The 12,368-nt window shown below is 62.0% G+C and carries 9 protein-coding genes; 6 read left to right on the plus strand and 3 right to left on the minus strand.

The genetic code is table 11. The features are described from left to right. The first annotated feature begins 20 nt into the window (after window positions 1-20). The 4 genes from K3557_RS09080 (at window position 21) to K3557_RS09095 (ending at window position 5,310) form a co-directional block, all read left to right on the plus strand. On the plus strand, window positions 21-1,526 hold the full coding sequence (locus K3557_RS09080; protein ID WP_259999228.1) for a class I adenylate-forming enzyme family protein: 1,506 nt from the start codon (window positions 21-23) through the stop codon (window positions 1,524-1,526). Next, window positions 1,523-2,188, plus strand: coding sequence for a DsbA family oxidoreductase (locus K3557_RS09085; protein WP_259992360.1), 666 nt, complete (start codon window positions 1,523-1,525; stop codon window positions 2,186-2,188). The genes K3557_RS09080 and K3557_RS09085 overlap by 4 nt, the downstream gene beginning before the upstream one ends. Window positions 2,189-2,340: 152 nt before the next feature. Beyond that, window positions 2,341-3,576 (plus strand): multidrug effflux MFS transporter, encoded by a 1,236-nt coding sequence (locus K3557_RS09090; protein ID WP_259999230.1) that lies wholly within the window; start codon window positions 2,341-2,343, stop codon window positions 3,574-3,576. Window positions 3,577-3,636: 60 nt separating this feature from the next. After that, window positions 3,637-5,310, plus strand: a complete 1,674-nt coding sequence (locus K3557_RS09095; RefSeq protein ID WP_259999232.1) for a tetratricopeptide repeat protein — start codon at window positions 3,637-3,639, stop codon at window positions 5,308-5,310. Between the two features lie 57 nt (window positions 5,311-5,367). Here the strand turns inward: K3557_RS09095 and mfd are convergent, their stop codons facing one another. Then, window positions 5,368-8,832 carry a transcription-repair coupling factor gene (mfd, locus tag K3557_RS09100; protein WP_259999234.1) on the minus strand — a complete coding sequence of 1,155 codons (3,465 nt, stop codon included), beginning with the start codon at window positions 8,830-8,832 and terminating at the stop codon, window positions 5,368-5,370. A gap of 44 nt (window positions 8,833-8,876) precedes the next feature. Beyond that, a complete protein-coding gene (locus K3557_RS09105; protein ID WP_259999236.1) occupies window positions 8,877-9,398 on the minus strand; it encodes a component of SufBCD complex in 522 nt (173 codons plus the stop codon). A 184-nt stretch (window positions 9,399-9,582) separates the two neighbouring features. Between K3557_RS09105 and hemB the strand changes: the two genes are divergently transcribed. Together hemB and K3557_RS09115 are read left to right on the plus strand one after the other, a co-directional pair. Continuing rightward, the gene (gene hemB, locus K3557_RS09110) at window positions 9,583-10,581 is read left to right on the plus strand and encodes a porphobilinogen synthase (protein ID WP_259999238.1); all 999 of its coding nucleotides are present in this window, start codon (window positions 9,583-9,585) and stop codon (window positions 10,579-10,581) included. Between the two features lie 151 nt (window positions 10,582-10,732). Then, complete coding sequence (locus tag K3557_RS09115) at window positions 10,733-11,308, plus strand: YSC84-related protein (RefSeq protein WP_259999240.1); 576 nt, start codon at window positions 10,733-10,735, stop codon at window positions 11,306-11,308. 107 nt (window positions 11,309-11,415) lie between these two features. On the opposite strand, the gene K3557_RS09120 is transcribed toward K3557_RS09115, so the two are convergent. Continuing rightward, window positions 11,416-12,288, minus strand: coding sequence for an NAD(P)-dependent oxidoreductase (locus tag K3557_RS09120; RefSeq protein ID WP_259999242.1), 873 nt, complete (start codon window positions 12,286-12,288; stop codon window positions 11,416-11,418). Between the last annotated feature and the right edge of the window lie 80 nt (window positions 12,289-12,368).

A 12,368-nucleotide genomic window follows, 5' to 3' on the forward strand; every position in this document is an offset into this window, starting at 1 on the left:
GCGCGGGCTAGCCAATTGCCATGCTGTCCGTTTTTGATCAGGGGCCTTTTGCGCCCTGCCCTTCGCCTTTCAACCTCGCGGCCCATGTGCTGCGCCATGCCCATCGGCTGGCGGCCAAGACCGCATTGTCGGTTCTCGTGGGCGATGCCAGCGAAGACTGGAGCTATGCCCGGCTTGAAGCAGTGGTGCGCGGAACCGGAACAGGGCTGCTTAAAGCGGGATTGAAACCTGGAGATATTGTGCTGATGCGGCTGGGGAACACGGTTGAGTTTCCCATTGCCTATCTCGGCGCCATTGCTGCCGGATTGGTGCCGGTGCCGACCTCAGCCCAGCTTACAGCGCCGGAAACCGCCCGGATGATCGCGGATTTGCAACCGGCAGCAGTTCTGCGCGATCCCGAGGTCCCGTGCGCGAGTCACCCGCTTCAGATCAGCACCGCCGACTTGCTGGAAATGCACCGTCTGCCTCCCTGCAGCTACGCCCTTGGAGACCCGGACCGCCTCGCCTATGTAGTCTACACCTCCGGTACCAGCGGAAATCCGCGCGCTGTGGCCCACGCCCACCGGGCTGTTTGGGCGCGGCAGATGATGGTGGATGGCTGGTACGGTCTGACGCAGGACGACCGGCTGATGCATGCCGGTGCTTTCAACTGGACCTTCACGCTGGGCACCGGCCTGCTGGATCCCTGGGCGGCGGGTGCGACGGCGCTGATCCCCCAGCCCGGAACCCCGCCTCAGGACCTGCCCGCGCTGCTGCGCCGCCACCGCGCGACCCTCTTTGCTGCAGCCCCTGGCGTCTACCGGAAACTCCTGCAGTCCGGACCGCTTGACTTGCCGGATTTGCGGCATGGGCTTTGCGCTGGTGAAAAGCTCTCCCAGCATCTGCGCGCGGCCTGGGAGGCGGCAACAGGCCGCAGATTGTTTGAGGCTTTCGGCATGTCGGAATGCTCAACCTTCATTTCGTCTTCGCCGTCCTGCCCCGCACAGGACGGGTCACTCGGGCAGCCGCAACCCGGCCGCAGAACCGCCATTCTGGGCAGCGGCGGACCAGTTCCCTTGGGGGAAGAAGGCACCATCGCCATCCACTGCTCGGACCCGGGGCTGATGCTTGGCTATCTGAATGAGCCTGAAGAAACCGCCGCCCGCTATCAGGGGGATTGGTTCCTGACCGGTGATCAGGGCGCAATGACCGGCGGCGGGCAGATCCGCTATCTGGGACGCGCTGACGACATGATGAATGCGGGCGGCTACCGCGTGTCCCCGATCGAGGTTGAAACCGCCCTCGCCGCGCATCCGGGCATCACTCAGGCCGGCGCCGCAGCGGTGGAGGTGAAGCCGGACACCTTCATCATCGCCGCCTTCTATACCGGTCCCGAAGAATTGAACCCACAGGATTTGCAGTCCTTTGCATCCCAGCGCCTGGCCCGTTACAAGCAGCCGCGCGCTTATGTGTATCTCGACGCCCTGCCTGCAGGCGCCAATGGGAAGCTGCTGCGCCGCGCCCTGCCCGCCCTGTTCAAAGGATGACCCAAATGACCACTGTCAAACTCGACATCCTGTCGGACCCGATCTGCCCCTGGTGCTATATCGGCAAGACCCATCTGGACAAGGCGCTGGCCGAGGTTCCGGATCATCCCTTTGTCATTGAATGGCATCCGTTCCAGCTGAACCCCGACATGCCGCGCGAAGGCATGGACCGGCGCGACTACCTGGAACGCAAGTTCGGCGGCAAGGAGGGCGCGGTGAAAGCCTATGCGCCAGTGGTGGAGCACGCGGAAAAGGCCGGGCTGACCATCAATTTTGAGGCGATGACGCGCACGCCAAACACGCTGGATGCGCACCGGCTGATCCATTGGGCCGGAATTGAAGGCAAGCAGACCGAGGTGGTGGATGCTTTGTTCCAAGCCTACTTTGTGGACGCCAAGGACATCGGCGACCACACAGTTCTGGCCGGCGTCGCACGCGAGGCCGGAATGGATGCAGATGTCGCCGCACGCCTGCTGCAAGGCGACAGCGACATTCAGGCCATCCAGGACCGCGACGCCCATTCCCGCAAGATGGGGGTACGTTCGGTGCCGACCTTCATTGTCGCCAGCCAGCACGCTGTACCCGGTGCCCAGCCGCCGGAACTGTGGAAGCAGGTGATCGAAGACATTCAGCAGCAGCTGAAAGACGCAGAGGCCGAATAACCTCGCGGTAAACTGCTTAGCATCGCAACAATGCACAGTTTGCTGTGCAGCCGGGCGCTGGCCCGGTATGCGGATTCGTGATAGCGGAACCGGACAGCTCCCGGACCGGCCTTGTTCCCCGGAAACATCTGAAGAGCTGTTAGAGGTTTCAAATGTCACAACCCCAGGTTCACACTCCGGCCCACGGCATGGCCAAGGCCGAATTCATTGCGCTGATCGCGATGATGTTTGCCACCATTGCCTTTTCCATCGACGCGATGCTGCCCGCCCTGCCCGAAATCGGCCAGGCACTTAGCCCGGATGACATTAACCGCGCCCAGCTGGTGCTGACTTCTTTTGTGCTGGGCATGGGCATCGGCACGTTTTTTACCGGCCCGCTGTCTGATGCCTTTGGCCGCAAGACTGTCATTGCCGGCGGTGTTGCGCTGTACATCGCAGCATCTGCCGTCGCCTGGAAGGCGCAATCGCTGGAGCTGCTGCTGGCTTCCCGCATTGTCATGGGGCTGGGTGCCGCCGGGCCGCGGGTTGTCGGCATTGCCATCGTGCGGGATTTGTACTCGGGCCGGGAAATGGCCCGGATGATGTCGATTGCAATGATGATCTTCACCCTGGTTCCCGCCTTTGCACCGATGCTGGGTGCGGGCATCATTGCCTTTTCCAGCTGGCGCAGCATCTTCTTGGCCTTTGCCATTTTCGCCATCCTCATCGTGATGTGGATGGGCCTGCGCTTGCCGGAAACCCTGGTGGTGGAGAACCGCCGCCCCTTCCGTCTGCCGCTGCTTTTGGGCGCGGTGAAGGAAATGTTCGCCCACCCGGCTGTGCGCCTGTCTATTCTGGTGCAGACCCTTTGCCTGGGCATGCTGTTCACTATGCTGACCATGGTGCAGCAAGTCTATGACGTGATCTTTGACCGCGCTGGCAGCTTCCCCTTCTGGTTTGGATTTGTGGCCTTGATGGCGGGTACTGCCAGCCTGCTGAATGCAGCCATCGTTGTCCGCGTTGGTATGCGCCGGATCGTGACATGGTCCTTGGCCGCCCAGGTCTGCATTTCCGCGATTATGCTGGTGCTCAGCGGTCAGGCGCTGCCGGAAACGCTGCTGTTCGGCCTGTTTGTTGCCTGGCAGACCAGCGTGTTCTTTCTGGCCGGCACCACGCTTGGCAATCTCAACGCCATCGCAATGGAGCCGATGGGCCATATTGCCGGCATGGCGGCCTCGGTCATTGGTGCGATCTCCACCGTTCTGGCCGCTGCCATTGCCGCGCCTGTGGGCCTGCTGTTTGACGGCTCGCTGCTGCCGCTGGCCTCCGGGCTGCTGACAATGGCCGGCCTTGCGTTCCTGCTGATGCTGCAAATGGCACGGGCTGAGGCGCAATTGCCCGCAGAATAACTATCTTGTCCGGGTCAACACCTCTGCCTAACCTCTCCAAATACTTGGGGAGGTTTTTTCATGGGTTACGATTATGATCTCGGCAGCCATTCCTGTCAGGTAACGGCAGCTTTGCCCGAGACGCAAAAGTGGTTCGACCGCGGCTTGGTCTGGACCTACGGCTACAACCACGAAGAAGCCGTCAAATGCTTCCAGCAGGCGTTGGCGCATGACCCCGTCTGCGCCATGGCCCATTGGGGCGTGGCCTATGCAACCGGCCCGAATTACAATCTGCCCTGGAACTTGCGGGACGGCAAAGGCCGTGCCGAAGATCTGGCACAGGCTTATGACGCCGCCCAATCCGCGCTGGCTTGTTTAGAGGGCTGCACCGAGGCCGAGCGGCAGCTGATCCTTGCCCTTCAGGCTCGCTACCCCCAGCGCGAGGCCGCCGGGGACATGCACGCTTGGGACTACGCATTCGCAGACGCCATGCGCGCGGCCTTTGCCGCCTGCCCGGATCATCTGGACCTGCGCACGGTCTATGCCGAAAGCCTGCTGAACCTGACCCCTTGGAAAATGTGGGACTTGAAAACCGGCCTGCCTGCCGAAGGGGCCGCGACATTGGAGGCGCAGGAGGTACTGGAATGGGCAATGGAGAACGCCCCCGGCGCGATGAGGCACCCCGGCCTGCTGCATCTATATGTGCATCTGATGGAGATGTCGCCAACGCCGGAAAAAGCCCTGAAGGCCGCCGATGTTTTGCGCACACTGGTGCCGGACGCAGGCCATCTGGTGCATATGCCGACCCATATCGACGTGCTGTGCGGTGACTATCACAGCGTGGTGCATTGGAACCGGAAAGCGATTGAGGCGGATCTGAAGTTCTACCAGCGCGAGGGCGCCTTCAACATCTACACCGGCTACCGCCAGCATAACTACCACTTCGTCATCTTCGGCGCGATGTTCCTGGGCCAGATCGAACCTGCGTTGCAGGCCAATCAGGGTATTCTGGACACGACCCCGCCGGAAATGCTGCTGGTAGAAAGCCCGCCTATCGCGGATTTCTTTGAAAGCTACATGGCAATGCACCCGCACATCCTGGTCCGCTTTGGCCGCTGGGATGAGGCCATGGCACTGCAGCTGCCTGAAGACACAGCGCTCTATTGCACCTTGACCGCCAACACCCATTACGCCCGCGCCATCGCATTTGCCGCAACTGGCCGCGTGGCTGAGGCCGAAGCGGAGGAGCAGCTGTTTCTGACTGCCAAGGCGAACCTGCCGGAGAGCCGCCTGCTGCACAACAACCGTGTGGTGGATCTGCTTGAAATCGCAACCGAAATGCTGCGCGGTGAGATTGAGTACCGCAAAGGGAACTACGACGCGGCTTTTGCCCATTTGCGCCGCTCAGCTGAGCTGGACGATAACCTGCCTTATGATGAGCCCTGGGGCTGGATGCAGCCCAGCCGCCATGCGCTTGGGGCGCTGCTGTTTGAGCAGGGCCGCTCGGGAGAAGCCGAGGCGGTCTACCGTGCGGACCTGGGGTTGGATGGTACTCTGCCGCGCGCGTCGGTCCATCCGGACAATATCTGGAGCCTGAAAGGCCTGCATGATTGCCTGAAGGCCCGCGGCGAAACCGTTGAAATCCGGCACATAAAGCAGAAACTCGATATGGCGCTTGCCCGCGCCGACCAGGCGGTGGCTGCGTCCTGTTTCTGCGCACAGGCAGCAATGACGCCGGACAGCTGCTGCAGCTGAGCAAAATGTCTTCGAAGACATTTGCCAAGGAAATTCGAATTTCCTTGGCTCTGCGTGTCAAGCTTTCGCTTTTGCCTTGGCCTTTTTCTTTTCTGCCACGACTTTCTCTGCCAGGTCGCGGGCAATGGCAAAAGCGCCCTTGATCTTGTCGCTGTCTTTCTTCCAGTCCCGGCGCACGACGATTTTGTTGTCCTTGACCTTGGCCAGCCCATTCTGTCCCTGGATGAACTCCACCAGCCCCTGGGGCGAGGCGAATTTGTCATTGTGGAATTGGATCGTTGCGCCTTTCGGCCCGCCGTCCATCTTGGCAATGCCTGCGCGTTTGCACATTCCCTTGATCCGCACCACCAGCATCAGTGTGTTGACCTCTTTCGGCAGCTTGCCGAAACGGTCGATCAGCTCAGCCGCAAAACCTTCCAGCTCCACCTTGGTCGACAGCGACGACAGTCGGCGGTACAGCCCGAGGCGCACATCCAGATCCGGCACGTAATCTTCCGGGATCAGCACCGGAACGCCCAGGTTGATCTGCGGCGCCCATTGCGCATCGGCGTCCGAGAGGCCCTCCATCTCACCGGCCTTGATCTTGGCAATCGCCTCCTCCAGCATCGACTGGTACAGTTCATACCCCACATCGCGCATCTGGCCGGATTGCTCATCGCCCAGCAGGTTGCCGGCTCCGCGGAGATCAAGGTCTTGCGAGGCCAAGGTAAAGCCCGCGCCCAATGTGTCGAGCGAGCCCAATACCCGCAGCCGTTTCTCTGCCGCCGGTGTCAGCCGCTGGCGTGGCTTGGTAGTCAGGTAAGCATAGGCACGGGTTTTCGAACGCCCCACCCGGCCCCGGATCTGATAGAGCTGCGACAGGCCGAACATGTCGGCGCGGTGCACCACCATCGTGTTGGCGGTCGGAATGTCGAGGCCCGATTCCACAATCGTGGTCGCCAGCAGGACGTCATATTTACCGTCATAAAACGCGTTCATCCGGTCATCAAGTTCGCCCGCTGCCATCTGCCCATGCGCCACCACATAGGTGAGTTCGGGCAGCTGCGCCTGCAGGAACGCCTCGACATCCGGCAGGTCGGTGATCCGTGGCACCACATAGAAGCTTTGCCCGCCGCGGTAATGCTCGCGCAGCAGCGCCTCGCGGATAGTGACGGTGTCGAACTCGCTGACGTAGGTGCGGATCGCCAGACGATCCACCGGCGGGGTGCCGATGATCGACAGGTCCCGCACACCGGTCAGCGACAGCTGCAGTGTGCGCGGGATCGGTGTGGCCGTCAGCGTAAGCACATGGATGTCACTGCGCAGCTGTTTCAGCCGTTCCTTGTGGCCCACGCCAAAGTGCTGTTCCTCGTCGATTATCAGCAACCCAAGGTTCTGGAACCTGATGTTCTTGGCCAGCACGGCGTGGGTGCCGACAACGATATCGACGGTCCCCTTGGCCAGCCCTTCACGGGTCTGGCTGGCCTCTTTGGTGCTAACAAAACGCGACAGCTGCCTGACCTGCAAAGGAAACCCGCGAAAACGCTCGGCAAAGGACGCCGCGTGCTGGCGCGCCAGCAGTGTGGTCGGTGCCACCACCGCCACCTGCAGGCCGGTCATCGCCGCGACAAAAGCCGCGCGCATTGCCACCTCGGTCTTACCAAAACCCACGTCACCGCAGATCAGCCGGTCCATCGGCTGGCCTGAGTGCAGATCCTCCATCACGTCCTCGATGGCGCGCAGCTGGTCGTCGGTCTCCTGATACGGGAAGCGGGCGGAAAACTCCTCCCAGGCATGCGGCGGCGGGTCCATCACCGGTGCCTTGCGCAGGGCGCGTTCGGCTGCAATGCGGATCAGCTTGTCCGCCATCTCGCGGATGCGTTCCTTGAGCTTGGCCTTCTTGGCCTGCCAGGCACCGCCGCCCAGCCGGTCCAGCAGCCCTTCGTCATGGCCGTATTTGGACAGCAATTCGATGTTTTCAACCGGCAGGTACAGTTTGGACGCTTCGGCATATTCCAGCAGAATGCATTCATGCGCGGCACCCGCGGCAGTCACCACTTCCAACCCCTTGTAGCGGCCGATGCCGTGGTCCACATGCACCACCAGATCACCAGGGCTGAGCGACTGGGTTTCGGTCAGGAAGTTCTCGGCCTTGCGGCGTTTCTTCGGTGCCCGGATCAGCCGGTCACCCAGCACATCCTGCTCCGAAATTACGGTCATGTCCGGCGCCTGGAACCCGTGTTCCAGCGCCCAGACCGCCAGGTGCAGGCCGCTTTTGCCGATCCGCGTGCCATCCGTCACCGGGATGGCTTCCGCAAGGCCTTCATCCTCAATCAGCCCGGTCAGACGTTCACGTGCGCCTTCGGAGTAAGAGGCAATAAGAACCGGCCCCTCTTGCATCCGCGCCTTAATATGGGATGCCAAGGCACCAAAAAGACTGATGCTTTCCTGCTGGCGCTCGGGTGCGAAGTTGCGCCCGATCCGCCCGCCGGCGTCCACGGTGCCGGGTCCCGAGGCCTGCGGCAGCGGGTGCAGTTGCACCACACGATGTTCTGCCGATGCGGCCTCCCAAGCGGCATCATCCAGATACAGCAAACCCGGCGGCGTGGGTTTATAGACTGTATCAATCCGACCCTTCTGCGCCATCGCATGCTTGCGGGTTTCAAACTGGTCCTCGATGGTGTCCCAGCGCGCCAGCCGTGCTGGTGTCACCTGATCATCCAGTGTCACCGTTGCCTGCGGCAGATAGTCGAACAGGGTTTCCAGCTTTTCATGGAAGAACGGCAGCCAATGCTCAATCCCCTGATGCTTGCGCCCTGCACTCACCGCCTCGTACAGCGGATCATCCGTACCGGCGGCGCCGAATTCGATCCGGTAGTTCTGACGGAACCGGGTGATTGCTGCCTCGTCCAGGATCACTTCGGACACCGGCGCCAGCTCCACCACCTCCAGTTTCTCGGTAGTGCGCTGCGAGGCCGGATCGAACCGCCGTGCGCCATCCAGCACATCGCCGAACAGATCCAGCCGCACCGGGCCGCTTTCGCCCGGCGGGAAGATATCGATGATCCCGCCGCGCACCGCATAGTCGCCCGGCTCCATCACCGTCGGGCTTTGGGTGAACCCCATCCGCACCAGGAAATTGCGCAGCGCGCCTTCGTCAATCCGGTGATCGACACGGGCGGTAAAGGCCGCCTCGCGCAGCACATCGCGCGCAGGCAACCGCTGGCTGGCGGCATTCAATGTGGTCAGCAGCACAAACTGCTTGGGCATCTGATGCACCAGGGCCGCCAGCGTGGCCATCCGCGCAGCCGAGATATCGGCGTTCGGCGACACCCGGTCATAAGGCAGGCAATCCCAGCCCGGAAAGACAAACACCGGCATCTGCGGCGCAAAAAAGGCAAGTGCCGACCGCATTGCCTCCATCCGCTTGTCGTCACGCGCAACATGCAGAACCGGCGCGCCGGATTTTTGCACTTCCTTCAGGATCAGCCGGGCATCAAACCCTTCGGGCGCGCCGCCCATGGTGATTGCACGCTGTGCCATGCCTTTTCCTTTCCGGGTGTCCTCAATCGGTCTCAGCCCGCCTGTTAAAATGCCCCGATGGTCAGGTTTTGATACATGCCCCAGAACGCAGTGACCACAATGGAGATGACCCCGACGACCTGCACATAGAGTCGGCAAAACGCCAATCTTTTGCGCAGCTCCCCGCCTGTGGCACCGTCCTGCGAGATCCGGCGCGCGGTTGAAAAGCTGATCAGCCCGACCACAGCCATTGGAAACACCAGCAGGAATACAGCCTGGGCAATCTCCAGCAGGAATACAAAGCCAAGCACAGCCAGCCCGGACATCACGAAACAGGACAGCGCCACCAGCCAGGGGCCTGAAACCTCGGAGATGAACAGCAGGCGGTTCACATTGACCCGGACCATATCCTCCAGATCGCGTTCCGCCTGGCCGCCATTGCGCTGCGCCCGCTGGACCATGTCATAGGGAACCCCCAGGATCCTATTGCTGGCCGTCGACCAGAGCACCGCCAGCGCAATCCAGTACCACAGGTTGGAGAATGACCGCAGCTCAATCATCTCATAGATAATATGAAGCAGATCCACGCCAGCCCCCCGCTTGTGCCCGCAGATCCTCGGGCTGGAATTTGTCAACCGGCCCTATATCAACCGGGAAACGCGCACAGGCAAGCCCCGCCTGCTGCACAAGTTTTTTGGCGCGGCGATTGTGCCCCTTGTTCCCGGGGCCGCTTCCATGCCACCCATAGGCAAGCCAAATCGAGAGACCGCCATGAAGCCCACCGTTGCGCCCTTTCCCGCCGCCCGCCTGCGCCGTACCCGTGCCAGCCAGGCCATCCGTGACCTGGTCCGGGAGAACACCCTGACGCCGTCTGATTTCATCTGGCCGGTGTTTGTCCGTGAAGGGGAAGGCATCGAAGAACCGATCGCTTCGATGCCCGGTGTGGTGCGCCGCTCGGTGGACAGGATTGCCGAAGCCGCGGTTGAGGCGCAGGCGCTGGGGATCCCGGCGATCTGCCTCTTTCCCTACACCGATGCCTCGCTCAAGACCGAAGATTGCGCCGAGGCCTGGAACCCCGGCAACCTCACCAACCGCGCAATCCGCGCGATCAAGGATGCGGCGCCGGATATCGCAGTGATGACTGACGTGGCGCTGGACCCCTACAATATCAACGGCCACGACGGTTATGTGGTCGACGGCGAGATCGTCAATGACGCCACCGTCGAGGCGCTGGTCAAAATGACGCTCGCTCAGGCCGATGCCGGCGCCGACATCATCGGGCCGTCCGACATGATGGACGGGCGGATCGGGGCGATGCGCGGCGCGCTGGAAAAGGCCGGCCACCACAATGTGGCGATCCTCTCCTATTCGGCCAAATACGCCTCCGGCTACTATGGGCCGTTCCGTGATGCGGTCGGCGCCTCGGGCGCGCTGAAGGGCGACAAGAAAACCTACCAGATGGATCCCGCCAACAGCGACGAGGCACTGCGGCTGATCGAGCGCGACCTGATGGAGGGCGCCGACATGGTGATGGTCAAACCGGGGATTGCCTATCTCGACATCTGCCACCGGGTGAAATCCGCCTTTGGCGTGCCGACCTATGCCTATCAGGTCTCAGGCGAATACGCGATGATCCAGGCCGCGGCGCAAAACGGCTGGATCGACGGCGAAACGGTGATGATGGAAAGCCTGATGGCTTTCAAACGGGCGGGCTGCAACGGCATTCTGACCTATTTCGCACCCGCCGCGGCCCGGTTGCTGAACGGCTGACCCAGTCATTCAATGCGGATACGGATCACTTCAGCGGGAAGCCGCCGCTGTCCAGATGGCAGCGGATGACAGGCAGCGGTTTTCCGCGTATACATTTGCCCAGAGCCGGAGCATACCGGCCTTGGAGCAAATCATTACAGGCACCTGAGAAATGAGCAGTTTTTCCTCTTCCCGCATGACCCGCCGCGGCTTTGCCCTGACGGCCCTGGCCGGCGCCGGCGTCACCGCCGCATGCGGCAACGGCATAGGCAACAGCAATGGCGCGACCATCGACGCCCGCGTTGATAGCACGCTGAACCAAATGTACAGCCAGTACCCCAACACCCGTACCCTGGCCGATAAGGCAACCGGCATGCTGGTAATGCCGCTGGTCACAGAGGCGGGTTTTGTATTCGGCGGGGCCTATGGGCGCGGCGCCCTGCGGATCAACGGCGTGACCGTCGATTATTACGCCACTTACAAGGGCAATGCGGGCCTGCAGATCGGCGCCCAGCAGTATGCCCACGTGCTGTTCTTCATGACCGAAGGCGCCTTGGCCGGCTTCCGCCGCTCGTCCGGTTGGGCGGCAGGCGCAGATGTGGAATATGTGATCAAGGACGAAGGCAACGCGCTGAGTGCCGACACCAATACCCTGACGTCCCCGGTGCTTGCAGTGGTCTTTGCCCAGGCAGGCCTGCGCGTTGGTGCGACCTTGGAAGGCACCAAATACACCCGCATCATCCCCTAACTGATCCGGGACGCGGCTGTGGCTCACGGCCTTCGCTTCTTTCTGGTTAAAAATACCTCCGCCGGAGGCATGGCCTTTCCTGCTGGAAAGGCCATTTTACCTTACCCTCAGCCCAGTTTGCGCAGCCGTTTGAACAACGACGAGGTATCCCAGCGCCCGCCGCCCATCTTTTGCACGTCCTTGTAGAACTGATCCACCAGAGCTGTGACCGGCAGGCTGGCACCGGTTTCATCCGCTGCATCCAGGCAGATACCCAGATCCTTGCGCATCCAGTCCACCGCAAAGCCATGCTCGAAATGATCGTCCAGCATGGTCTCGTAACGGTTGGCCATCTGCCAGCTGCCCGCCGCGCCCTGGCTGATCACTTCGACCACCGCGCGCCCGTCCAGCCCGGCCTTCTCGGCAAAATGCAGTGCCTCGCTCAAGCCCTGCACCAGACCGGCAATCGCGATCTGGTTGCTCATCTTGGTCAGCTGCCCCGCGCCGGAGGCACCGATCCTGCGGCAGATTTTCGCGTAGGCATCAATCACCGGCTCAACCCGCGCATAGGCGCCTTCATCGCCGCCGCACATCACCGACAGCACCCCGTTTTCCGCCCCTGCCTGACCGCCGGAGATTGGCGCATCCACAAAGAACACGCCTTTCTCTTCAACCGTGCCATGCAACTCGCGGGTCACGGTTTCCGACACCGTGGTGTGATCAACAAACACCGCGCCTTCCCCCATCCCGGCAAAGGCGCCATCCGGCCCCAGGCAGACCGAGCGCAGATCGTCGTCATTGCCAACACAGGCCATTACAAATTCCGCCCCCGCCGCAGCCGCCCGCGGTGTAGCGCCGAACTGGCCGCCATGCTCGGCGGCCCAGGCCTTTGCCTTGGCTTCGGTCCGGTTGTAGACGGTGACCTCATGGCCCGCGGCCTGCAGGTGCCCCGCCATCGGATAGCCCATGACGCCGAGCCCCAGAAACGCGATTTTTGCCATCTGCTTTTCCCCTGATCTGTCTTCGCTTATGTTGGCGCCAACCCTACCACCGCCGCCGCGGGGCGCAATCTGCCAAGCGG

This window comes from Leisingera sp. M523 (genome assembly GCF_025141335.1).
Taxonomy (GTDB): Bacteria; Pseudomonadota; Alphaproteobacteria; order Rhodobacterales; family Rhodobacteraceae; genus Leisingera.

Coding starts and splice junctions, on each gene's coding strand:
- K3557_RS09080 (WP_259999228.1), top strand. CDS start 21: ATGCTGTCCGTTTTTGATCAGGGGCCTTTTGCGCCCTGCCCTTCGCCT.
- K3557_RS09090 (WP_259999230.1), top strand. CDS start 2,341: ATGTCACAACCCCAGGTTCACACTCCGGCCCACGGCATGGCCAAGGCC.
- K3557_RS09115 (WP_259999240.1), top strand. CDS start 10,733: ATGAGCAGTTTTTCCTCTTCCCGCATGACCCGCCGCGGCTTTGCCCTG.
- K3557_RS09120 (WP_259999242.1), bottom strand. CDS start 12,288: ATGGCAAAAATCGCGTTTCTGGGGCTCGGCGTCATGGGCTATCCGATG.
- K3557_RS09085 (WP_259992360.1), top strand. CDS start 1,523: ATGACCCAAATGACCACTGTCAAACTCGACATCCTGTCGGACCCGATC.
- K3557_RS09095 (WP_259999232.1), top strand. CDS start 3,637: ATGGGTTACGATTATGATCTCGGCAGCCATTCCTGTCAGGTAACGGCA.
- hemB (WP_259999238.1), top strand. CDS start 9,583: ATGAAGCCCACCGTTGCGCCCTTTCCCGCCGCCCGCCTGCGCCGTACC.
- mfd (WP_259999234.1), bottom strand. CDS start 8,832: ATGGCACAGCGTGCAATCACCATGGGCGGCGCGCCCGAAGGGTTTGAT.